Below are 22,595 nucleotides of genomic sequence, written 5' to 3'. Positions count from 1 at the left end.
GTGAAATTGTCAAAAAAACTCTATTTTAATAATTAAAATTTGGTAACTTTTATGATTAAAAAACAACATTCAATCATCACAGGTGGCTCAAGTGGCATTGGAAAAGCAACGGCTAAATTATTAGCATCACTTGGAAATAATATCACAATAATTAGTCGAGATATTAATAAATTAGAAGCGGCAAAACAGGAAATAAAATCAGTCTGTATCTCACCAGAACAAAAAGTTTTAGCTTTAGCGGCTGATGTGAGCGATCGCTTATCTATAGAATCAGCAATTTTTACAGCAATTGAACAAATTAGCCCACCTGATATTTTAATCACTTCTGCTGGTATCGCACATCCTGATTATTTCCAAAACCTTTCTATTGATGTTTTTGAACAAACAATGGCGGTGAATTATTTCGGAACACTTTATTGTATTAAAGCCGTATTACCTGTAATGGAAAAACGCAAAAAAGGTCATATTGTCATGTTATCTTCTGGTGCGGGATTAATGGGAATTTATGGTTATAGTGCTTATAGTTCTAGTAAATTTGCGATTCGTGGGTTAGCTGAATCATTACGAGGAGAACTAAAACTATTAGGAATTAATCTATCTTTGGTTTATCCTCCTGATACGGATACACCCCAACTCGAACAAGAAAATAAGACAAAACCTCCCGAAACAAAAGCCATTACAGCAACGGCTAAAACATGGACAGCCGAAGCAGTAGGACAAGAAATTATTAAAGGAATTAAACGCAATTCTTTTATGATTACTCCAGGCTCAGAAATGAGTATTTTGGCGAAAATCCATAGTTTAGCTTTTCCTTTAATCAATCAATATTTTGATCAGACTGTAGCCAAGGTTCGCAAAAATTTGTAAAAATTGGCTCCATTGCGTTTTTATCGGTTTTTTTGTAGAAAATCTTGAATCACTTGTAAATATTTTTGCCCACCGACGGTAACTAAGTCATTATGTCCAGCGTCGGGAATAAGTAACAAGGTTTTTGGTTGTGATGCAGCGTTGTAGAGTTCTTGACTCATAAGGAAGGGTACAACTCGATCTTTTGTGCCGTGTATGAATAAAAAGGGAACTTTTAGCGATCGCACTTTATCGATGGAATTAAACTGCTGCGTCAAAATCCAGTCAAAAGGCAACCAAAGATAAGGAATGGTATAATTAGCCATTTTTCGCATCGACGTATAAGATCCTTGGAGGATCACCCCCGCAACCTCTGGATGTCGGTAAGCAAGTTCGATGGCGATCGCACCTCCAAGAGAAAAACCATACAAAAAGATATCTTTGGGAGGAATTCGACGCTGTAGTGTAAGATAGTTCCATGCAGCTTGGGCATCTTGATAGACGCTCTTTTCACTGGGGAAAGCACCCTTACTTAGTCCATATCCCCGATAATCAATAACCAGTACGGATATTCCTAACTGATGAAACAGAAAAATTTTTTCGGGTAAATCTCCTAAATTGCTGCCGTTGCCGTGTAGATATAGAAAGACAGGACTTTTAGGTTGAGTAGATGGAACCCACCAAGCATTTATTTTTTCTCGTTCTACTGGAATCCAAACATCTTCGTAATGGAGTGCCATATCAGAAGGTGTATTTCTCAACACGTTTGAAGGAAAAAACATTAAACGAGTTTGCCACAGACGGAGTGAAAGAATCAAGCCAACGTAAGCTAGAATACAAATTCCTCCTGAAATACAGAGTGTTTTAACCCCAAAAAGTTTAGCCCGTTGAAACATGGAAAAAAGAATCTCGCTTTGGCTTGTCAATTGAACGATCGCTATTTTAAATTATAGGACGGAGATCAAAAAGAATAGGTAAGCAAACCCGATCGCTGATTCTTGATCAATAGAGTTAGATTAGTGAGCAATGAAAGCAATCTTCAAACCCTACGCTATAGCCGCCGGAATCCTGACCAATATCTTGACAAATATACCAGTTTATGCGGCAAACAAAGTCGATTTGATTTATGGCCCTTTTAATTTTCCTGTTTCAGTACAATCATTAGAAACGTTTGCAAAAGAAGGGAAAGTCAAACCAGATGTCGCATTTTTCATCAATCGTTTGACACCTCAACAAAAAAAGCAATTGAGCGCATTTTTGGACACTCCTTACCCAATTAGTTCAATTATGCTATCTCGATTGAGTCATACTTATTCGGGACACCGTGTACTTAGTTTTGTCGGTGAAGTTATACAGTTGCCTGGTGGTCGTAGCGGTTATTATGGAATACGAGCAGCGATCGTTCAAGCAGCAGCAGATTCAAAAGGATTGACGGTTCTTAATGTTTTACAAAAGTTTCCGACTGATGTTCAAATCGATGTAAGAAAAGGTAAAGAGCGTATTCAAGAAGCGAAAAATTTAGCTTTAAGTACGAGTGTATTTGTTAAACAGCTTAGTTTAATGAGTGCCACAAATAACAATGTTAAACCGATTATTGATTCTTCTAAACAACCGTCGTTTATTCATTCCCAAGCTACCCAAACGGCGTTTTATTCCCCATCTTATCAACTAGACTTACGACAATTGGGACAGTTACATACTGTTAAACAAACACAGACTTTTTTTGATTCTAAGCGAAATCGCAAGATTATTGTTGATTTATATTTACCGAAAACCACACAATCTCAACTCCCTGTTATTATTATTTCTAATGGTTTGGGAGCAAGGCGCGATCGCTTTGAGCAATTAGCGCATCATCTCACCTCACATGGGTTTGCTGTCGTCATTCCCGATCATCCAAGAAGTAACGCCCAACGACAAAAAGACTTTTATGAAGGCTATTACAAAGAATCTTTTGATGCAACAGAATATATTGATCGTCCTTTAGATATTACTTTTGTTCTCGATGAATTAGAGAAATTATCTTCAAATCAGTTGAATCTTAAACAAATCGGAATTTTTGGCTATTCTTTTGGGGGTACAACTGCTCTAGCTTTAGCGGGTGCTACAATTAATTTCAATCAATTAGATCAAGATTGTTCAGAAGACAAAAGCATTATTAATATATCGATCGTACATCAATGTCGTGCTTTAGAACTTCCTCGTAAAACTTATTTATTAAAAGATAATCGAATCAAAGCTGCTTATGTTTTTGTCCCTTTTGGTAAAAGTCTTTATGGGAAAGCAGGAATTAGTCAAATAGATATACCGATTTTTTGGCAAGCAACTGATGAAGATTTAATTACACCTTTGCTTATAGAACAAACTCCGGCATTTAGCTGGTTAACAACTCCTGATAAATACTTTTCCCTTGCTGAAAAACTCCCTCATACCCGCATCGGTTTAAGCATAATGAATCAATTAATAGCTCGAAAATTACCAGTTGACAAACTTTTACAATTAACCCAAACTTATTTGAGTGCTTTAAATTTAGCCTTTTTTAAAGTTTACATTGCACAAGATGAGCAGTATCGTCCATATTTACAACAATCTTATGCTGATGTTTTGACGGAAAAACCTTATAATCTTTTGTTAGTAAAATCGCTCCAAATTTCGCCAAATAGTTCAGTCAATTCCAAATAAATATTTAACTTAATCTTGTTCCTGATTTTATCTGCGTCAAAAAAGCGGACACAATTTAATCTATGAAAAATGGGCAAAGTCAATTTATTCCAAAAACTTCTACACCTTGGTTAATATTTTTTATTTTTATACTTATTGTCGGAATTATTTTTCGTTGTGCTAATCTAGGAAATAAAATTTACTGGGTAGATGAAGTTTTAACATCAGCGCGTATTTCTGGATATACCAAACAAGAAATAATCGCCGAAGTATCCACAAAAGGATTAATGAATATTAAAGACTTACAATACTATCAAAGCTTGCATCCCGAAAAAACATTTCAAGATACTATACACGCTTTAATCAAAAGTCCAGAACACGCTCCATTATATTTTATTATTACAAGATTTTGGGTGCAGCTTTTTGGCAGTTCGCCAGCAGAAATTAGAAGTTTATCGGTTATTCTCAGTTTAATCGCTATACCTTGTTTTTATTGGTTATGTCAAGAATTATTTAGCTCATCTTTAGTAGGTTGGATTACTATTTCACTCGTTTCTATTTCTCCTTTTTATGTGTCTTATGCTCAAGAAGCGCGTCCTTACAGTTTATGGATTGTTACTCTATTATTATCTAGTATTGCACTTTTACAAGCTTTACGTTTAAATCAATATATAAACTGGATATTTTATCTGTTTACAATCATTATTAGTCTTTATACTTCCTTGTTATCTATTTTATTTATTTTGGGACAAAGCATTTATGTTTTAGCTTTAGAAAAAAATCAGTTTAATCAAAAACTGCAAAGATTTTTATTGTCCATAAGTTTAGGATTCTTAGCTTTTCTTCCTTGGTTATGGATTGTATTTAATAATTTGCAACGTATCCAAGATAATACAACTTGGATGAGAGTAAAAATAGGAATTTTAGCAGTCGCTTTAATTTGGCTTTATAGTACATTTATTATTTTTATTGAAACTCCTATTTATTTAGCTTTAGATCCGATTATTATTACCAGAGCCATCATCGATTTTACTTTGCTGATTTTAATTATATATTCTTTTTATTTTCTTTATAAAACATCTTATAGAGCAATTTGGCTATTTATTTTGATTCAGATTTTCACTCCCATTATTATTTTAAGAACCTATGATTTAGTGACTGGGGGACAAGGTTCTACAGCCATTCGATACATGATTCCAATTTATATCGGTATTCAGTTATCAGTCGCTTATCTATTCGCTAATAAACTTTATCTTAAACAACAAAAATTTTGGCAAAAAAGTTTTATAATATTAGTCGTAATTGGTCTTTGCTCTTGTATTTATCTTTGGAACAAATCTCCAAGATACCAGAAAACCCGTAATGTTTATAACCCTGCGATCGCATCTTTAATCAATCAAGCACAAAATCCTATTTTGCTAACTGAACCTTCTCAGACAATAGACTTAATTTCCCTGAGTTATTCACTCAATGAAACAACAACAGTTCAAGTTATCTCTAATCCTGATTTATCACAATTACTTGGAAAATGTAACAATATTTTTGTATTTAATCCATCAATAAATTTACAAGATAAAATAAAATATGAAAATAAACAAATACAGCTAAAGTCAATTTATCAACCGAAACTGATGGTATCTAATGAAATTTATCTGGCTCTCTGGAAAATAGAAGAAAATTCTAAAATTTGTTATTATACTAATTAAATAGAAAATTCAAGTTTATGTTAAAAGCTAATCAAACACTAACTTTTATATCCCTAACAATGATGACTGTTATACCGCTATTTATTCTAGATTTAAAAAAAAATAGCTATGCAACAGAAATTTTAACTAAAAATAATAATAATGAAATAATAGCTCAAAGAAATAGAACGAATCGTCAAGCAGTTTCAGGAATAAACTATATTGTCAATCCACAGTTTCAAGAAGCAGATACTTTTCGAGAAGGATTAGCACGAGTCAGATTACAAGATCGCTGGGGATTTATCGATAAAGATGGACAATTTGCCGTCAATCCACAATTTCAAAAAGCCAATAGTTTTGGGGAAGGATTAGCATCAGTAAAAACCGAAAATCTTTGGGGATTTATCGATAAAGATGGACAGTTTATCATCAATCCTCAGTTTAAAGAAGCAGGTTCTTTTAGTAGTGGACTTGCTAAAGTTAAAGTACAAGATCGTTGGGGATTTATTGATAGAGAAGGACAATTTGTGATTAATCCTCAGTTTAATGAAGCAGAATCCTTTAGTGGTGGACTTGCTAAAGTTAAAGTAAATGATCGTTGGGGATATATCGATACATCAGGACAATTTGTGATTAATCCTCAATTTCAAGAAGCTGAATCTTTTAGAGAAGGAATTGCTAAAGTTAGAGTTGAGGGAAAATGGGGATTTATTGATACAACTGGGAGATTTGTTGTCAATCCACAATTTAACGAAGCAGATTCTTTTAGTAGTGGACTCGCTAGAGTTAAAATAGAAGATCGTTGGGGATATATCGATAAAATAGGAAGATATATTATTAACCCTCAATTTAATGAAGCAGAATCTTATAAAGAAGGATTAGCTGGCGTAAAATTAGGCGACAAATGGGGATTCATAGACAAAAAAGGACGTTTTGTCATCAATCCACAGTTTAATAAAGTAAGTTCTTTTAGTGAAGGATTAGCAGGAGTTAAACTAGGGGATCGATGGGGATTTATTGATCGTACAGGACAATATGTAGTCAATCCCCAATTTAATGAAGCAGGTACTTTTAAAGAAGGTCTTGCTCAAGTAAAATTAGGTGATCTTTGGGGTTTTATTGAATAATTATGACCATTCGTAAATTTTTCTCGGAATTGAACGCCAAACAACGACAGTTTGTGATTGCTCAAGGCGAAAACGTTGTGAGACGGCTAGAATTTTTATATGCTCAAAATTCTATTATTGGAGATAAAACCTTTTTTGATCCTAAACTGTTCTCGTGGACAACCGAGTTAGAATCAAATTGGAAAATTATTCGCCAAGAAATCGATCAAATACTTACTAAATTAGAAACTGTACCCAATTTTCAGGATGTTTCACCCGATCAATACGACGTTACAAATGATGATCGCTGGAAAACTTACTTTTTTTATGCCTACGGACTAAAAGCCGAAAAAAACTGCGATCGCTGTCCCGAAACAACCCGTTTAATCGAACAAATTCCAGGAATGAAAACGGCATTCTTTTCTATTCTACTGCCTCATAAACATATTCCTAATCATCGAGGACCCCATAAAGGCGTACTCCGTTATCTTCTTGCTTTAAAAGTTCCAGAAAATCAAGAAAAATGTCGTATTAGAGTCGGAAACGATATTCAACATTGGGAAGAAGGTAAAAGTATGATGTTTGATGATACTTTTCCTCATGAGGTTTGGAATGATACCGACGAAATTCGAGTTGTTTTGTTTTTAGATATTGTTAGACCTTTACGTTTTCCAGTATCCTTATTCAATTCATTTTTTATTTGGTTAATTTCTATATCCCCTTATGTTCGCACAGGAAAGAAAAATTTAGAAGATTGGGAGACAAAAATTAATCAGTAAAGTGGCGATCGCTCTTTTAGACGACTGTTTGCTGTTTACTGTCTTAGGAAGGCACATTAACACAGAAATCACAGAAAATCTCTGCTTTATTGAGGATCTTGATTTACGACTTTGGCAAGAGGTTTTAATTGTTTCATTGTATTTAACATATATCTAAAGCAATGTTTATACAACTCTTACATGATGGAAACGCGGTATTTTAAGCCCTTACCCAAAAATATATTTAGGAATACATCAGTTGATTTTCAAACGCCTAACTATGCAGAAGCAGAACAGCAATTTATTAAGCTGCTAACCACTGAAAATTTAGATCAGCAGCTATTGAGTCAACCCGACTTAAATCAATGTTTTGAGGCTGCGCTTAGTTCTGCATTAACAGTCGCTTACACAGAAAAATCATCTCGCTCAGATGCAGCAAATCTCTTTTTGCACCGCACACTTTATCGTATTAATCGCCTAAACTTTTTTTGGTATAGCGACTTAAATCAATATACAAATGAACGCTCAACTTATTTGCAATGGGTACGCGATCGCATCGAGGACGTTTGGCAAGCTTGGGAATTAGCCCAAATCGATGTAGAATCTCTGAAAAAGCAGGATGTTAGACAAGCTTTAATTCAACGTGGTGATGCTGATTTAAACCCACCTCTATCGGAAAATAAGCGATATATCCGAGAAGAAATGACATTAGCGGGTTATCGTCATTTGATTGCGATCGTCTCACTCGATGGTTTAGTTGAGTCTAGCCGTCTGTGTCACATTTTGGGTGGAGCAAGTAACGAAGTACAAGCAACGCTCATACGTGTACTAATTGAGGAGTACGGAAATGGTCGTCTCACTCGGAAACATTCGACATTTTTCGCTCAGATGATGGAAGAATTGGGACTCAATCCCGAACCAGAAAATTACTTAGATCTTGTTCCTTGGGAAGTTTTAGCATCGATTAACCATAATTTCCTATTAACCCAAAGAAAGCGGAATTTTCTTCGCTATAACGGCGGTTTTACTTATTTTGAAATCTATGGCCCCTCGGCATACAAAGACTATATGGCAGCCGCGCAACGGTTGAACCTGTCGGATCAAGCAATGGGTTACTGGGAACTCCATATACGCGAAGACGAGCGTCATGGACAATGGATGTTACATAATGTCGCCCTACCTTTAGCTGAACACTACCCGGATCAAGCTTGGGAACTGCTTCTAGGCTATGACCAAGAGAAATTAATGGGCGATCGCGCGGGTTCCGTCGTGATGCAGCTTATTAAAAATGCCGAAATCCGTTCAGACATTCAGTATTAATCTTTCACTATTTATTTCTTACCGCTTTTTTCTTACTTAATCCTATGTTACTAAAATCACAAATCGCTGTAGCTGCCGATACCGTCTCTTATTCCCCTAACGAAGTATTTTTCTGTCCAGAAGAATCTCAATTTTATGCTCATTGCATTGAAAAAATGGTACTCAATCAATGTTTTGAACAAGAAGAAGTAATTGAGTTTGGGGCAGGTGATGGAAGTCCTGTAATTAGCAGTTTATTAAAATCCCATTTTACGGGGATGATTCATGGATATGAGTTAAATCCAGTAGCTTGTAAATTAGCTCAAAGTAGGATTAAGCAATACAATCTTAGTGGTAAATATACCGTTCACAATCAATGTTTTTTTGAAGGTTTCGAGCAGTCAAACGCAACTTATTTAATCGCTAATCCGCCTTATCTGCCAGCCATTGATAATGATATTTGTATGCCTGCTTTACATGGTGGAGTAGATGGAGCAGGAATTACAATGCAATTACTTTCAATGGGTTGTGAGAATGTTTTGTTAATGATTTCAGCTTATTCTAACCCGATAGAAACCATTGAATACGCACAAGCTCAAGGCTATGAAGTTGTTGATTTTATGATTTCGCCTCTACAATTTGGTTATTATAGTTCTGAACCCAAAGTCAGACAACGGATCGAAGAATTGCAAAAAGAAGGTAAAGCTTTCTACTCTCAAAAGATCTATTTTTTAGCTGGTGTTTTATTTAAAAAGCAATCACCTTTTAATCTTGATTTATCGTCAGAATTGCTCAAAGTGATGACAGCACTCTAAATTCTGTGTTTGAAGTTCTTTACAGGACATTAGATAAAAACAGTAAGTTGAGGTAGTTTAAATACCTCGACTATTCGATTAATTACGCTCATAACCAAACTGCTCAAAAATGACTCAACCTCAAATGAATTTTTAGCACTCATCCGAGGTTCCAAAACCGTTGGTAATCTTACCAAACCTGCTTTGTGAGCTATTGTTTTAAAATCGGAGCGGCGAGATTCGAACTCACGACCCCTACTACCCCAAAGTAGTGCGCTACCAAGCTGCGCTACGCCCCGATGTCAACGATTTATAACTATAACCTAAAGAGGGGGAAAAAAGCAACTAAAAAACAAAAATTGTTTGAACCGCTTGTAATAATTCTTTTGTTGCTTCTTCTGACCAATATCCTTCGCATCGACGACCCTCATTAAGCAAGAGTCTCAGAGAATAAGCATAAGGAAAGCCTTCTACTTCTAGCCAAATTAGCTGACTTTCCGCTTCACAGGCGATTTTTTCTTGATCCATCAATTCTTGTGACATATATTCCATCGTTTGGGCAAGTTGAGAAAATAAACGACAAAAATCAAGAAACTCAACTTCTGTCAATTCGATCGCCCAATCTTTTGTCCCCACTAACCCCTTATACACATCTGTGTTAGGATTCCAGCCAATACGCCATTGTTCCCCTTGTTTGAGTAGACGTTGTTGCATTTCTACGGTTTTAATAACTGAGAGTCACCAGGTTGAGAAAAAGTTGGTTTTTGGGGTGCTGTAGGAGGAGACGGTTGCGGAGTTGGTTGAGGAGATGATTGAGGTGTCGGTTGCGGGGTTTCAGACTGAGACGCTGGAGGATTATAAACACTAGCTATAATATTTACTAATTCATTCCGTTGACGACGGTTAAGACTCCGAATCACTTCTAAATCTTTTTTGTATGGATTAACTGTTAAAGTATTTCTGCCTGGATATCGTTCCTCTTTAACGGGCTCATTTGCCCCCAAATAATCGGCAAAGGCTAATTTCCAATCCAGACGATAACGTACAGGACGCTTTTGTACATCCTGATTGTAGCGAATCAGGCGACTAATCAGCGTATTATCTGGATCGACTTCCTTCGTTGATTGACGGATGTATTGATTTTCTTTCGGAATCTCAGGAAGACGTTGATAAACGATATTTGCGACATATTCAGGACGAAGCGATTGTGCGTGGGTTAAATGTCCTGTCCAAAACGATAGGGATAACCCAAGAGCCACCCCCATAAATCTTTTGAAGAATGGCCAAAAACGTTTGACCAATTTGCTTTTCTTCATTAACCTAGTCGCCAATAATTTCGGGTTGTGTCAATTCATCGGACATTTCAATAATAGCGCGGATTGCTGGTTTCATCATCGGATCATCAATACCATCTACTTCTTCGTAACGACGGCGTTTCGCACGGTTAGCCACTTGTACTGTAATACGATATCGATTTGACGCGGCTTTCATTAACTCGTCAGCACGATACATAATGTGAGATGAATCAAAAGTATGTCTTTTTTGCATAGACGCAAGGGTTGGTTAATGGAGTAGACCTGTATTGTAGCTCACTTCAAAGACGGTTTGACGGATGATTTGTTCACAGATACAGATATTTCCATCAAAGCGGCCAATGTAATATAATGATTCCCACGAAAAATATTTAGAAATATTTAGAAATGTTTAGAAATATTTTTATGTATTATTGTTAAGAAAATGGTGAATGGTGATCATTTTATGCAAACCTTGGCGACTCCCAATCAGCTTACTCATCGATCTTTTCAAAAACAACCTCTCAAAATTGTTGCATTAGGAGATAGTTTAGTATACGGTTACGGAGATCCCCAGGGGGGAGGATGGATCGAACGTTTACGCCGTCAGTGGATGGGAAGAGAAAGCGCAGATCATACCCTATATAATTTGGGGATAAGAGGCGATCGCGTTATTCAAGTATCAGAGAGACTCGAACAAGAATTTCGTCTGCGTGGAGAACTAAAAAACAAAGTCCCTGACTTAATTATTCTTTCAGTGGGTTTAAATGACTCAGCAAGATTGAGTCGTTGTAATGGTAAGTCGTTTACGGATTTTGAAACCTACATCTTACAAATAAGTAAACTCTTAATTTTAGCACAAGAACTCTGTCCAGTGCTTTTTGTCGGTATGATTCCCGTCGATGAAAGCAAAATGCCTTTTATGAATTGCTTATACTATAATCATTTTGACCAATATCGTTATAAAGAAGCCGCGAAAAAAGCCTGTTTAGAGAAAAATATTCCTTATCTAGATTTATTTGAACTGTGGATGGCTAGAGGGAAAGATTGGGGACGATCGCAACTGAGTGATGATGGACTACATCCTAACACACAAGGTTATCAAGCCATTTTAGAAGATGTTTTAGACTGGGAAGCTTTCGCCAATCTTTAATAAATTTACCTCAAACACCTGAGCAAAACACCTTAACAAATCTTCACGAACTTCCTCTAAAGTGAGATGGGGGAGAAACTGAATGAGACTACCGACGGGTTTATCTTCTATCCCACAGGGAATAATCGAAGCAAACCCCGTTAAATCTGGACAAACATTAATCGAAAAACCGTGCATTGTGATCCAGCGAGTTACTTTAATTCCAATGGCTGCAACTTTGTACCCTTCAACCCAGACACCCGTCAAACCAGTAATTCTGTGTCCATCTAAATGATATCCCTTGAGCAATTGAATAATCACTTCTTCGAGTTGTCGTAGATACCAGTGTAAATCTTGTTGATAGTAACGTAGATTAAGGATTGGATAACCAACCAACTGCCCAGGACAATGATAAGTCACCTCGCCCCCTCTTTCAACGCGGTAGATTTCCTTTGTCGTGTGAGTGGGATCAAATTTAAGAAACTTAAGATTTGCGCCTGTGCCGAGTGTGTAAACTGGAAAGTGTTCGAGTAAAAGCAGGATGTCATCTAAAGTTGGATCAGCCAATCGTTGAGCAACAAGCGATCGCTGTTCTGACCATGTTTTAGTATAAGGGACTAAGCCCTCTATTTTCACTAAGCATTGTCTTTGGGAAGAAAAGGCTTTCATTGAGTAAATTTACACAAAATACAACAAGATTGTCTTAAAACTATAATTCTAACTGATGAATATTGTTAACGAATGTAAAAGGATGCAAAGGAAAATAAAAAGACCGTAAAAAGCGATGTTATCCAGACAACATAATGCTAATCTAAAAATATCGAATCCATTTGGAGGATCACTCATTTGTTGCAATCCCTTAATCTAGATATCCCAATTAATTTAGAGACAAATATTGCAAAATGGTTTAGAATAAAACTAAAAAGAGAAGAGAGGCATCTACATCCTTCTAGGCGAAAAAACTCAAAAAATCAGAAATAGAGTAAAAATGATCATCTAACCTCAAATTATCTCCGTTATCCACTACTACAAAATGTTGATTGAATCATAGTTGCTCATTGATCTATGCTCGATCCCCTTTTGCAATTAGCTGTTTTACATACATTTGAGGCAAGAACGAAAAACAAGTTATCAGATTTAAGGGTAAACATTGGGTTAATACTATATTGATTGTATAACCTAAAAAGACAGTGAAAATTAATCACTCTTACGGATCAATCAAGCTTTTCCACCTAACTGAAAAATAGATTAAAGATGGAGCCATCAATTATGAAGCTTTTAATTCAGGGCAACAATATTACTGTTACTGAGGCGATTCATGATTATGTAGAGGAGAAACTAGAAAAAGCGGTTAAACATTTTCAAGCAATAACCACCAAAGTAGATGTACATTTATCAGTAGAAAGAAATGCGCGAATTGCTGATAGACATAAAGCAGAAGTCACCGTATATGCAAACGGAACCGTCATTAGAGCGCAAGAAGGTAGTGAAAATTTGTATGCAAGTATCGATTTAGTGTCTGATAAAATTGCTCGACAACTTCGTAAATATAAAGAACGTCATCAAGATAAGAAAAATCATGTACTACTTCATGCAGGTGAGATAGGAACAGAAGAAGTAGCAACCCAACCCGATTTAATTGGCACACGAAGCCCTGAACTTCCACAAGAAGTCATCAGAATGAAATATTTTGCCATGCCGCCGATGTCCATCGAAGAAGCATTAGTACAACTTCAATTAGTCGATCATGATTTTTATATGTTCTTAAACCGAGATAGCCACGAAATTAATGTGATTTACAGTCGAAATCATGGAGGCTATGGCGTAATTCAACCTCGTTCAGCCAACGGTAATGGACATAGTAACGGTAATGGAAACGGCAAAGAAGCCTAAACAGTTTTGTAGTGGATAGTTCATTAAACGTAGGGGAAAAAGATGAATCTTTAGAGTGAGCTTTTCCCCTATTTTCTCGTGTTAAAAATAAAATTGGTCTTAAAATCCACAATTTTTACAAAAAAAGATTATGACATTTGGTCTTGGTGAAATCATCGGAATATTCTTTCTTTTTTCAGCAATTCAACCCATTGTGCAGCGTCGTCGGGTAGAATTCCAACGTATTCGCACCCTACAAACCTTTGAACAAACAAGACTTAGCCGAGTTATTCTGCTCATTCACCGTCAAGAATCAATTAGTCTTCTGGGAATACCTTTATCACGCTATATTTCTATCGAAGATTCCGAACAGGTTTTACGCGCCATCCGTTTCACACCGCCCAATATTCCTATTGATTTAATCTTACATACACCAGGGGGATTAGTTCTCGCCACTGAACAAATCGCCAGGGCATTAATTCGACATCCAGCTAAAGTAACCGTTTTTATTCCACATTACGCCATGAGTGGTGGAACCATGTTAGCGCTCGCTTCAGACGAAATCGTTATGGATGCCAACGCCGTTTTAGGACCAGTTGACCCCCAATTAGGTAACATGGCAGCAGCAAGTATTCTTTCCGTCGTCGATCGCAAATCCATTGATAAAATCGATGATCAAACCCTCATGATGGCAGATTTAGCCAAAAAAGCAGTTGCACAAGTACAGAGATTTGTCAGAACACTCTTACTCGATGACATCCCTCAACCTAAAATCGCGCCCCACAACGTCGAAACCATTATCGATAAACTGACGACTGGACAAATTACCCATGATTGCCCAATTACCGTCGAAGAAGCAACCAGTTTAGGACTTCCCATCACCGTAGGACTACCAAAATCAATCTACGATTTAATGGAATTATACCCCCAACCTCAAGGCGGTCGCCCTTCAGTTCAGTATATACCGATGCCCTATCAACCATTACCCGCTCTTCCTGAAACCAAAGGCCGTCCCATACCAGAAAAACCCACCTCTTGATCAAATTACCTGACCAAAGCAGTTAATCTTAAGCGATAAATGGGTACTCTTCATATAGAGGAAGAGACTATCGCTCACTGCTTCTTTGAGGTTACTATGCAACTGTCAGCAAACGTCTTCGATGAAGTCGTTCAATATCTAGATACTCATGAAGAGACTCTTCGGATTAAAAAACTTATTTTTTGCCTTTGTAAAAAATATTGGGAAAATGATCCAAATATTGTTAATCGTGTATCTACAGAAGAATTACTACAAGAATTAATTGATTTAAGGCCATCTAGTGATCAATTAACTTTTTCCGTTTATAAACTGGTTAAAACATTGAATCGTCCCAAAGTTTATGCGGTCGTCGCTAAAGTTATTATTGATGAAGTTGGTAAACTATATAATACCCCGTCGCCATCGATTCATAAAACCGAATTTGTTCCATCAGAATTTGATACAAATCCTAATACAGAATTAGAGATTGAACAAGAACTGAGTGAAGAACAAATTATTTTAGAAAAAATTACCAATTATTTAGCAAATCATCAAGAAGTTGAACGATTGAAAAAGTTGATTTTTGCCACCACTAAAAATAAATGGGAAAATAACTCAGCCATTATTGATAGTTATGGACTAAAAAATTTAATTTGGGAATTGCGCCAAAGTAATACAACTAAAAATAAATTAAAAGAGAGTTTATATCGCATTGCAGAAAATATTAATAAAAAAACATTATATGTAGCCATTGCTGATTTAATTATTAGACAAATGGACAGCCTGTATGTTCAAGTAAATTTAGCTAATGGGCATCAAAAAACAGTCAATATCGACGAAGCTCAAGTTTATGATACTCAAATTATTCATGTTAAACAGGAGCTAAATCCATCACAAAAATCAGTAGAAACATCAATCATTGACTTTCAAGATTTAAAAACAGAAGTGAATATTGTACTACCAGTAACGCCTCCTGTAACAGTTACAGCGTCTAAAAGTCGAGATTATGATCCTTTTGAATTGCGCTTAGATATTATGCAATATACAAACCCTCTAAGAGCTAAAATTATTTTATATTCTGTACTTTTTCATCCTTGGGATCAAAGCGGACAAGATTGGTCAACACTTGGAAGTATGACATTAGATGATTTGCTAGAGCAATTAATTCAAAAAGATCGCACCTTAAAAGAGATTGAATCTCGACTTTATGCAGCAGCAAAAATGCTCAACGATCCCGATACTAATGTGCAAACTGCGGGAATTATTGTTCAAGCTTTACAACGTATTTTATGAGGATATATCCCGAATGAAACCCAATGAACTGATCGAGAGATATGCGTCTGGTGAAACGATTTTTAGTGGATTAAAATTAGCCGGGATTAACTTAGTTGGTGCCGATTTAATTGGGATATCCTTAAATGAAGCTGATTTACATAGCGCAAACTTACTATTTGCTTATCTAAATCGAGCCAACTTATCGCAAGCTAATTTAGCGGGTGCGAATTTAAGCGGTGCAAGTTTAAATCAATCCGATTTAAGTGGAGCAGATTTACGAAGTGCTAATTTACATGGTGTTTTATTGCAGGGAGCTAATTTAAGAGAAACAGATATTACTTTAGCAATTTTATTAGATGCTAACTTAGCGGGTGCTGATTTGCGAGGAGCCGACCTCAGTGGAGCGAATTTAACAGGTGCTTGTTTACGAGCGACAAATATGCGTCAAGAAAAGAAAAGTTATAACACTAATTTACAGGCGGCTAATTTATATAAAGCCGATTTACAAGGCGCAAATATGAAAGGAGTTGATTTAACAAGGGCTAATTTAAGTGGAGCTAATTTAAAAGAAGTGAATCTGAGAGATTGCGATTTACGAAAAGCAGATTTAAGTCATGCAAATCTTAAAGGAGCTTTATTAACTGATGCTAATTTAATGGGAGCTAAATTAGTCGGTGCTAATTTTTCTGGGGCTAACTTAGTTCGCGCTAAAATGATGCACGCCGAAGTTATGGGAGTGAATTTCCAAAGTGCGATTATGACACATGTTATGCTTAGTAGAGCCAATTTAAGTCAAGCTAATTTTAGTATGGCTAGAATGAATCATGCCGATCTCAGTCGAGCTAATTTATCGGGAGCTAATTTTACAGAAGCGGAATTAGTAGAAGTGTTTTTTGCTAGAGCCAATTTAACGGGGGCTGATCTAAGAAATGCAAATTTGACTCGCGCAGAATTAATGAGTGCTAACCTAACTGGCGTAAATTTACGAGGTGCTACGATGCCAGATGGCAGAATTAATAATTGATGTAAATAAATATTAAAAAACTGGGGATCATTACTAAAAAAACTCGTTAGACTAGAGAAATTAAAGCCTAGGAGTTTAAATTCTTATGGTCATCTCCTCATTTGAACCTACGACTCTAGCCTCTAGAGAAAATGCATTAATTCTTTGGTTTGAAGAAGTTAATAGTAAAGATGTTGATTTAGTGGGGGGGAAAAATTCCTCACTTGGCGAAATGATTCAACAATTAACACCCAAAGGAATTAATGTACCCACGGGTTTTGCGACAACTGCTCATGCTTATCATTACTTTATCGAATCGGCTGGTTTAGAAGATAAATTACGAAAACTTTTTCAAGATTTAGATGTAAATGATGTTAAAAATTTACAAGAAAGAGGCCAACAGGCAAGAACATTAATTTTAAATACACCTTTTCCAGATGACTTGACAAAATCAATTGCTTATGCTTATGGAGTATTAGGCGATCGCTATGGTTGTGGGGATTTAAACTGCGAAAATACCGAGACAAAATATATCGAAAAATGTGTCGATGTAGCCGTAAGATCGAGCGCGACAGCCGAAGATTTACCGGATGCGAGTTTTGCGGGACAACAGGAAACTTATCTTAATGTACAGGGAATTAGAGGCGTTTTAGAAGCGTGTCATAAATGCTTTGCTTCTCTATTTACCGATCGCGCTATAAGCTATCGTCATCATAATCACTTCGATCATTTTTCGGTTGCCATTTCCGTCGGTGTACAAAAGATGATACGTTCCGACTTAGCGACTTCTGGGGTAATGTTCTCCATTGATACTGAAACAGGATTTAAAAACGCAGCCCTCATTACCGCCGCTTATGGGTTAGGCGAAAACGTCGTACAAGGTAATGTCAACCCAGATGAATACTTTGTTTTTAAACCAACCTTAAAAGAAGGCTATAAACCCATCTTAGAAAAACGTCTTGGTAGTAAAGCCCTGAAAATGGTTTATGACACGGGTGGAACCAAACTAACGAAGAATGTAGAAGTCCGTCGGAGCGATCGAGATAAATTCTGTTTAAATGATGAAGAGATATTAACCCTAGCACGTTGGGCGATTCAAATCGAAGATCATTACTCAAACGTGAGAGGAACCTACAGCCCGATGGATATCGAATGGGCAAAAGACGGACTCACAGGCGACCTATACATCGTACAAGCGCGTCCCGAAACCGTACAATCAAATAAAGCAACCAATGTTCTGCGGATCTATCAACTTAAACAACGTAGCAAAGTTTTAGCCACAGGTCGTAGTGTTGGGGCTGCCATTGGACAAGGAAAAGCACGAGTTATCCTAGAACCCTCACAAATTGATCAATTCCAACCAGGAGAGGTTTTAGTCACCAAACGCACAGACCCCGACTGGGAACCCATCATGAAACAGGCCAGCGCGGTTATTACGGACTCTGGGGGTAGAACCTGTTTTGCGGGCGATACTAAAATTCTGACTAATCAAGGTTTTATGACCTTACAACAAATTTATACAGAAGGTCACGAGGGTCTATCAACGCTTTCATTAAATACTAAAACTCATAAAATTGAGTGGAAACCGATTATCGATTCGATGAAAAGACAGTCTAACTTAATCGGTGTCAGTGTCTCGCAAACAGGGACAATAGTTGATAACACCCTGCATCTGACTCGTGACCACAAAATGATTAATATTAAAAGGGGTGAATATGTAAAAACTGAAATTCAAGATATGCTGATTGAGCGAGAAATGGTCGTAATTGCCCAGCATATACCAGAATTAAGCCAAAGTACACATCAAAAACATCAATTAGCTTACTTATTGGGTGGACTATTAACAGATGGTTCGATTTATCTAAGTCGCACGCGTGGAGAAGTTCAGTTTATCCAAAAAGATGTACCAGAAAAGCAAGCTTTCATTGCTACGATGAATGACAACATGACCTCGCTTTATGGTAAATCTTTCGTTCCTTATCCCAAAAAACCATCTTCAGGCTATATTCGAGGACAGTTAGTCGTAGGAGAAGCCACAGCCTATCGACTTCATTCTAAACAAATTGCTTATGCTTTACACGAGCAAGAGCAAAATATTGTAAGAACTTTACTCAATAGTCCTCCAGAAGTTTCTTATCATTTCCTAGCGGGTGTCATTGATGGAGATGGTTGTTACTCCAAGAATCGCATTAATATTTATGTTAGTGAAGAACATCTTTTACAAGCGATTATCGTTGCTTGCCTCAAAATTAACACAGTTCCTCAAGTCACCCGCAACAGAAACATCTACAATGTGCAGCTAGTCGAACAAGTAGAAGAAATCTTAAAACGAACTCAGCGCGTTAAAGGAACGATTACACCCAGAACGATACAAACTCGTTTCTTTGCAGCAAATCAGCTACTCGGTGATGATGTACTTGGACAATTTAAACACAGAAAGCTCAATAATTATTTGATTTCCGATAAGTTGTTACAAAAAACAGGTCAACACGAGGAACTTTTAGCGGGTGATACGCGGATGCAGCGAGTGATCTTAGTCGAGGATGAAACACCAGCAGACGTATACAATATCACTGTAGCCAACCATCATAATTATGTCGTTTTCACCAGTAAATATACGCCAGTTATTGTCTGTAATTGCCATGCAGCAATCATAGCGCGTGAGATGGGACTTCCTGCGATCGTAGGTAGTAACCAAGCTACAGAACTTCTTCGCACTGGTCAAGAATTGACGGTATCTTGTTGTGAAGGGGAGGAAGGAAAAGTATATGAGGGGTTGTTATCATTCGAGATTAAGGAAACTGCTTTAGATAACTTACCTCGGACACGAACTCAAATTTTAATGAACGTTGGCAACCCTGAGCAAGCTTTTTCTTTTGCGAGTTTTCCGTCAGATGGCGTAGGTTTAGCCCGATTAGAGTTTATTATCGCTAATCATATCCAAATTCACCCGATGGCGTTGCTAAAATTTGATCAATTAAAAGACAAGTCTATACAAGCAGAAATCGCCGAAATTACGAAGCATTACGAGGATAAACCACAATTTTTCATCGATAAACTAGCGCGGGGTATTTCGATGATTGCGGCCGCATTTTATCCCAAACCGGTCATTGTGCGAATGTCTGACTTTAAGTCTAACGAGTATGCCAATCTTTTAGGAGGTCGTCAGTTTGAACCCGAAGAAGAAAACCCGATGTTAGGATGGCGTGGTGCAGCGCGTTATTATGATCCAGCTTATCAAGAAGCATTCGCACTTGAGTGTAAAGGGATGAAAATAGTTCGGGATGAAATGGGGTTAACGAATGTTATTCCGATGATTCCGTTTTGTCGCACTCCCTCTGAAGGTAAACGAGTGCTTGCAGAAATGGCTAAACATGGACTAAAACAGGGTGAAAATGGCTTACAAGTTTATGTGATGTGTGAATTGCCCAGTAATGTTATTTTAGCCGATCGCTTTGCTGAAATCTTCGACGGTTTTTCCATTGGTTCTAATGATCTAACTCAGTTAACATTAGGTATTGATCGAGATTCTGCTTTAGTTTCCCATCTATTTGATGAGCGAGATGAAGGGGTAAAACGTATGGTTAGAATGGCGATTGAAACAGCTAAAGCAAAAGGGCGTAAGATTGGTATTTGTGGTCAAGCACCAAGCGATTATCCCGAATTTGCTAAATTTCTCGTTGAATTGGGGATTGATTCTATGAGTTTGAATCCTGATTCTGTCTTGAAAACTTTATTAATGGTTGCAGAAGTAGAGAAAGAGCATTAGAAAAATTTAGGGTTTGGAAACCAAATCCTTTCCCCTTGTTGAAAGGGAACCAAATCCCTACACGTCCATCTATCATTCATACACTAAAAATTGGATTTTGGGTTCGAGAGGTTCTTCTACGAGCCCAATTCCTTTAAACCCCCATCTTTGTAAAACACCTTTGAGTTGAGTTGTCGAAAGTGATTCAAGGGAAAATTGTTGTGCCAAATCCTTAGCATATTTATTCAAATATGTCAAGGCATCAAAATTTTCTCGAAACACTAAAAGATAATTAGATTGTGTATTGTCGGGGTTAGGAATACGAGCCACTAAATATTGTCCATCATGGCGCGATCGAATGGCATAATAAGTTTCAGAAAACATGGCAGCATCGACTATTTTAAGTCTTCTAGTTTAATTCTGGGGTCAACGACTTTTAGCAATAAATCAGCGAGTAAATTTCCGATAATCAACATTGCAGCGCCCATCATCAGACTCCCCATAACTAAATATAAATCTTGAGCGATGACAGCTTGTAAAATTAATCGTCCTAAACCTGGCCAATTGAAGAAAAATTCTGCTATAAATGAACCACTCAGTAAACCCGCAAATTCAAACCCCAAAAGTGTAATTAGAGGGTTAATGGCGTTGCGTAAAGCATGAACATAGATTACTTTATCTTCACTTAAACCTTTTGCTCTGGCGGTTTGAATATAATCTTGTCTTAGAACATCTAATAATTGTCCTCTCATCAACCGTTGTAAACCAGCAAAACTTGTAATACTGAGCGCGATCGTTGGTAAAATCATATGCCAAGCAATATCTAAAATTTTACCTACTGGAGAAAGTTCATAATGATTAATACTCGTCATATCGCCAACGGGGAATAAAGGCGATAGGATTTGAGCAAGGACTAATAAAGCGAGTGCTGTGATAAAACTCGGAAAACCTTGACCTAAATAACTAAGTACTCTAAGTATTTTATCAATGAGTTGATTTTGTTTGACTGCGCTGAGAATGCCTAACGGAATTGCGATCGCCCAAGTTAAGATAAATGAAGAAATGGCTAACAGGAGAGTTGCGGGTACACGTTCGAGCAATAAGGACGAAACTGGACGAAAATAAACAAAACTGGTGCCAAAGTTAAAACGAGTCACCACTTGAACTAACCAACGCCAATATTGTACTAGAGGCGGTTGATCGAGTCCAAATTGTTTTTTAAGTTCTTCGACGGTTTCTTGAGAAATCTTGGGATTTTGTGATAATGTATCCAAATAACTGCCGGGTGCAAGCTGAATAATGGCAAAACTGAGAGCAGAAGCGAGTAAAAGAGTGAGAAGACCTTGTAAAACTCGTTTAATGATGTATAAAACCGTTTCGCTGGTTAATAAAGATTGTAAACCAGAAAAGCGATCGCCGAGTTGTTCGGAAGTATTACTATCTGATGTGTTGCTAGAAGTCATGAAGAAAAAAGACTTAATACTGAACGAGAGAAATTATGGGTAAATCAGGGAGTTGTCGTCGTCCTTTTAAGTCTACTAATTCGATGATAAAAGCAAATCCTAGAACTTCACAACCAATTTTCTGTAATAAATCTGCGGTTGCTTTTGCGGTTCCTCCAGTGGCAATTAAATCATCAACAATAAGTACTTTGTGATGAGCAGCGACAGCATCTTGATGTATTTCGAGTTTGTCTGTGCCATACTCAAGATCATACTTGATCGTATGAACTGCTGCCGGTAACTTTCCTGGTTTACGAACGGGGATAAAACCTACATTGAGTTGATATGCTAAAGGAACACCAAATAAAAAGCCTCTAGATTCCATTCCGACGATATGATCTGGTTTTAAGTCTAATTCAAGACATTTTTCTGTCAGACTATCGATCGTATACCGTAAACCTTCGGCATTGTTGAGTAAGGTAGTAATATCGCGGAACATGATACCGGGTTTAGGAAAATCGGGAATATTACGAATAAGTGTTTTTAAATCCATTACTGCAATTCTAGAGTTAGATGAATAGAGAGACTGCTTGATCTATACAATACAATTAGAATAATTGCCTGTTGTTGAATAATCAATCAAATTTCTTTAAAGAAATAGTAA

General features: G+C 37.0%; 21 protein-coding genes and 1 tRNA gene. 13 read left to right on the top strand and 9 right to left on the bottom strand.

What is annotated here, in order from left to right; genetic code table 11:
• Nucleotides 1-51 precede the first annotated feature (51 nt).
• Nucleotides 52-867, top strand: a complete 816-nt coding sequence (locus tag C7H19_RS15895; protein WP_106457906.1) for an SDR family oxidoreductase — start codon at nt 52-54, stop codon at nt 865-867.
• 20 nt (nt 868-887) lie between these two features.
• On the opposite strand, the gene C7H19_RS15890 is transcribed toward C7H19_RS15895, so the two are convergent.
• Nucleotides 888-1,742 (bottom strand): alpha/beta hydrolase, encoded by an 855-nt coding sequence (locus C7H19_RS15890; protein WP_106457905.1) that lies wholly within the window; start codon nt 1,740-1,742, stop codon nt 888-890.
• A 130-nt stretch (nt 1,743-1,872) separates the two neighbouring features.
• Between C7H19_RS15890 and C7H19_RS15885 the strand changes: the two genes are divergently transcribed.
• The 6 genes from C7H19_RS15885 to C7H19_RS15860 all read left to right on the top strand — a co-directional run bounded on the left by C7H19_RS15885 (nt 1,873) and on the right by C7H19_RS15860 (nt 9,170).
• Entirely contained in the window at nt 1,873-3,528 is a 1,656-nt protein-coding gene (locus tag C7H19_RS15885) for an alpha/beta hydrolase (RefSeq protein WP_106457904.1), read from the top strand.
• Between the two features lie 62 nt (nt 3,529-3,590).
• Complete coding sequence (locus tag C7H19_RS15880) at nt 3,591-5,213, top strand: glycosyltransferase family 39 protein (RefSeq protein WP_106457903.1); 1,623 nt, start codon at nt 3,591-3,593, stop codon at nt 5,211-5,213.
• Nucleotides 5,214-5,230: 17 nt separating this feature from the next.
• Nucleotides 5,231-6,319, top strand: a complete 1,089-nt coding sequence (locus C7H19_RS15875; RefSeq protein WP_106457902.1) for a WG repeat-containing protein — start codon at nt 5,231-5,233, stop codon at nt 6,317-6,319.
• A 2-nt stretch (nt 6,320-6,321) separates the two neighbouring features.
• Nucleotides 6,322-7,077: an aspartyl/asparaginyl beta-hydroxylase domain-containing protein gene (locus tag C7H19_RS15870; protein WP_106457901.1), complete on the top strand. Its 756-nt coding sequence runs from the start codon at nt 6,322-6,324 to the stop codon at nt 7,075-7,077.
• Nucleotides 7,078-7,257: 180 nt separating this feature from the next.
• Nucleotides 7,258-8,376 (top strand): iron-containing redox enzyme family protein, encoded by a 1,119-nt coding sequence (locus C7H19_RS15865; protein WP_219907662.1) that lies wholly within the window; start codon nt 7,258-7,260, stop codon nt 8,374-8,376.
• 44 nt (nt 8,377-8,420) lie between these two features.
• The gene (locus tag C7H19_RS15860; protein WP_106457899.1) at nt 8,421-9,170 is read left to right on the top strand and encodes a class I SAM-dependent methyltransferase; all 750 of its coding nucleotides are present in this window, start codon (nt 8,421-8,423) and stop codon (nt 9,168-9,170) included.
• Nucleotides 9,171-9,374: 204 nt separating this feature from the next.
• Here the strand turns inward: C7H19_RS15860 and C7H19_RS15855 are convergent.
• The 4 genes from C7H19_RS15855 to C7H19_RS15840 all read right to left on the bottom strand — a co-directional run bounded on the left by C7H19_RS15855 (nt 9,375) and on the right by C7H19_RS15840 (nt 10,697).
• Nucleotides 9,375-9,448, bottom strand: a tRNA-Pro gene (locus C7H19_RS15855).
• Nucleotides 9,449-9,494: 46 nt separating this feature from the next.
• Nucleotides 9,495-9,863: a DUF1818 family protein gene (locus C7H19_RS15850; RefSeq protein WP_106457898.1), complete on the bottom strand. Its 369-nt coding sequence runs from the start codon at nt 9,861-9,863 to the stop codon at nt 9,495-9,497.
• A 2-nt stretch (nt 9,864-9,865) separates the two neighbouring features.
• Nucleotides 9,866-10,465, bottom strand: coding sequence for a hypothetical protein (locus C7H19_RS15845; protein ID WP_146136535.1), 600 nt, complete (start codon nt 10,463-10,465; stop codon nt 9,866-9,868).
• A gap of 4 nt (nt 10,466-10,469) precedes the next feature.
• Nucleotides 10,470-10,697 carry a DNA-directed RNA polymerase subunit omega gene (locus tag C7H19_RS15840; protein WP_106457896.1) on the bottom strand — a complete coding sequence of 76 codons (228 nt, stop codon included), beginning with the start codon at nt 10,695-10,697 and terminating at the stop codon, nt 10,470-10,472.
• A gap of 210 nt (nt 10,698-10,907) precedes the next feature.
• On the opposite strand from C7H19_RS15840, the gene C7H19_RS15835 reads away from it, so the two are divergent.
• Nucleotides 10,908-11,594, top strand: coding sequence for a GDSL-type esterase/lipase family protein (locus C7H19_RS15835; protein WP_106457927.1), 687 nt, complete (start codon nt 10,908-10,910; stop codon nt 11,592-11,594).
• On the opposite strand, the gene lipB is transcribed toward C7H19_RS15835, so the two are convergent.
• Nucleotides 11,565-12,242 (bottom strand): lipoyl(octanoyl) transferase LipB, encoded by a 678-nt coding sequence (lipB, locus tag C7H19_RS15830; RefSeq protein WP_106457895.1) that lies wholly within the window; start codon nt 12,240-12,242, stop codon nt 11,565-11,567. The two genes, C7H19_RS15835 and lipB, sit on opposite strands and share 30 nt — an antisense overlap.
• Before the next feature lie 600 nt (nt 12,243-12,842).
• Here lipB and hpf point away from each other — a divergent pair.
• The 5 genes from hpf to ppsA all read left to right on the top strand — a co-directional run bounded on the left by hpf (nt 12,843) and on the right by ppsA (nt 20,510).
• Complete coding sequence (gene hpf / locus C7H19_RS15825; protein ID WP_106457926.1) at nt 12,843-13,466, top strand: ribosome hibernation-promoting factor, HPF/YfiA family; 624 nt, start codon at nt 12,843-12,845, stop codon at nt 13,464-13,466.
• A gap of 130 nt (nt 13,467-13,596) precedes the next feature.
• Nucleotides 13,597-14,484 carry an SDH family Clp fold serine proteinase gene (locus tag C7H19_RS15820; RefSeq protein ID WP_106457894.1) on the top strand — a complete coding sequence of 296 codons (888 nt, stop codon included), beginning with the start codon at nt 13,597-13,599 and terminating at the stop codon, nt 14,482-14,484.
• 96 nt (nt 14,485-14,580) lie between these two features.
• The gene (locus C7H19_RS15815) at nt 14,581-15,756 is read left to right on the top strand and encodes a hypothetical protein (protein ID WP_106457893.1); all 1,176 of its coding nucleotides are present in this window, start codon (nt 14,581-14,583) and stop codon (nt 15,754-15,756) included.
• Nucleotides 15,757-15,769: 13 nt separating this feature from the next.
• Nucleotides 15,770-16,762 carry a pentapeptide repeat-containing protein gene (locus C7H19_RS15810; RefSeq protein ID WP_106457892.1) on the top strand — a complete coding sequence of 331 codons (993 nt, stop codon included), beginning with the start codon at nt 15,770-15,772 and terminating at the stop codon, nt 16,760-16,762.
• Nucleotides 16,763-16,847: 85 nt separating this feature from the next.
• Nucleotides 16,848-20,510, top strand: coding sequence for a phosphoenolpyruvate synthase (gene ppsA / locus C7H19_RS15805; RefSeq protein WP_106457891.1), 3,663 nt, complete (start codon nt 16,848-16,850; stop codon nt 20,508-20,510).
• Nucleotides 20,511-20,582: 72 nt separating this feature from the next.
• On the opposite strand, the gene C7H19_RS15800 is transcribed toward ppsA, so the two are convergent.
• The 3 genes from C7H19_RS15800 to C7H19_RS15790 are packed head-to-tail and all read right to left on the bottom strand — an operon-like array spanning nt 20,583 to nt 22,484.
• Nucleotides 20,583-20,873, bottom strand: a complete 291-nt coding sequence (locus C7H19_RS15800; RefSeq protein ID WP_106457890.1) for a hypothetical protein — start codon at nt 20,871-20,873, stop codon at nt 20,583-20,585.
• Between the two features lie 11 nt (nt 20,874-20,884).
• Entirely contained in the window at nt 20,885-21,952 is a 1,068-nt protein-coding gene (locus tag C7H19_RS15795; RefSeq protein ID WP_106457889.1) for an ABC transporter permease, read from the bottom strand.
• Nucleotides 21,953-21,965: 13 nt separating this feature from the next.
• Nucleotides 21,966-22,484, bottom strand: coding sequence for an adenine phosphoribosyltransferase (locus tag C7H19_RS15790; protein ID WP_106457888.1), 519 nt, complete (start codon nt 22,482-22,484; stop codon nt 21,966-21,968).
• Between the last annotated feature and the right edge of the window lie 111 nt (nt 22,485-22,595).

Source organism: Aphanothece hegewaldii CCALA 016 (assembly GCF_003007785.1).
In the GTDB taxonomy this organism is placed as follows: domain Bacteria; phylum Cyanobacteriota; class Cyanobacteriia; order Cyanobacteriales; family Microcystaceae; genus Chroococcus; species Chroococcus hegewaldii.
The sequence above is the reverse complement of the archived record's forward strand: the minus strand, read 5'-3'. Positions and strand labels throughout refer to the sequence as shown.

Bases quoted from the DNA above. Each gene is read 5' to 3' on its own strand.
- C7H19_RS15895 (WP_106457906.1), top strand. From the start codon at position 52: ATGATTAAAAAACAACATTCAATCATCACAGGTGGCTCAAGTGGCATT.
- C7H19_RS15890 (WP_106457905.1), bottom strand. From the start codon at position 1,742: ATGTTTCAACGGGCTAAACTTTTTGGGGTTAAAACACTCTGTATTTCA.
- C7H19_RS15885 (WP_106457904.1), top strand. From the start codon at position 1,873: ATGAAAGCAATCTTCAAACCCTACGCTATAGCCGCCGGAATCCTGACC.
- C7H19_RS15880 (WP_106457903.1), top strand. From the start codon at position 3,591: ATGAAAAATGGGCAAAGTCAATTTATTCCAAAAACTTCTACACCTTGG.
- C7H19_RS15875 (WP_106457902.1), top strand. From the start codon at position 5,231: ATGTTAAAAGCTAATCAAACACTAACTTTTATATCCCTAACAATGATG.
- C7H19_RS15870 (WP_106457901.1), top strand. From the start codon at position 6,322: ATGACCATTCGTAAATTTTTCTCGGAATTGAACGCCAAACAACGACAG.
- C7H19_RS15865 (WP_219907662.1), top strand. From the start codon at position 7,258: ATGATGGAAACGCGGTATTTTAAGCCCTTACCCAAAAATATATTTAGG.
- C7H19_RS15860 (WP_106457899.1), top strand. From the start codon at position 8,421: ATGTTACTAAAATCACAAATCGCTGTAGCTGCCGATACCGTCTCTTAT.
- C7H19_RS15850 (WP_106457898.1), bottom strand. From the start codon at position 9,863: ATGCAACAACGTCTACTCAAACAAGGGGAACAATGGCGTATTGGCTGG.
- C7H19_RS15845 (WP_146136535.1), bottom strand. From the start codon at position 10,465: ATGAAGAAAAGCAAATTGGTCAAACGTTTTTGGCCATTCTTCAAAAGA.
- C7H19_RS15840 (WP_106457896.1), bottom strand. From the start codon at position 10,697: ATGCAAAAAAGACATACTTTTGATTCATCTCACATTATGTATCGTGCT.
- C7H19_RS15835 (WP_106457927.1), top strand. From the start codon at position 10,908: ATGCAAACCTTGGCGACTCCCAATCAGCTTACTCATCGATCTTTTCAA.
- lipB (WP_106457895.1), bottom strand. From the start codon at position 12,242: ATGAAAGCCTTTTCTTCCCAAAGACAATGCTTAGTGAAAATAGAGGGC.
- hpf (WP_106457926.1), top strand. From the start codon at position 12,843: ATGAAGCTTTTAATTCAGGGCAACAATATTACTGTTACTGAGGCGATT.
- C7H19_RS15820 (WP_106457894.1), top strand. From the start codon at position 13,597: ATGACATTTGGTCTTGGTGAAATCATCGGAATATTCTTTCTTTTTTCA.
- C7H19_RS15815 (WP_106457893.1), top strand. From the start codon at position 14,581: ATGCAACTGTCAGCAAACGTCTTCGATGAAGTCGTTCAATATCTAGAT.
- C7H19_RS15810 (WP_106457892.1), top strand. From the start codon at position 15,770: ATGAAACCCAATGAACTGATCGAGAGATATGCGTCTGGTGAAACGATT.
- ppsA (WP_106457891.1), top strand. From the start codon at position 16,848: ATGGTCATCTCCTCATTTGAACCTACGACTCTAGCCTCTAGAGAAAAT.
- C7H19_RS15800 (WP_106457890.1), bottom strand. From the start codon at position 20,873: ATGTTTTCTGAAACTTATTATGCCATTCGATCGCGCCATGATGGACAA.
- C7H19_RS15795 (WP_106457889.1), bottom strand. From the start codon at position 21,952: ATGACTTCTAGCAACACATCAGATAGTAATACTTCCGAACAACTCGGC.
- C7H19_RS15790 (WP_106457888.1), bottom strand. From the start codon at position 22,484: ATGGATTTAAAAACACTTATTCGTAATATTCCCGATTTTCCTAAACCC.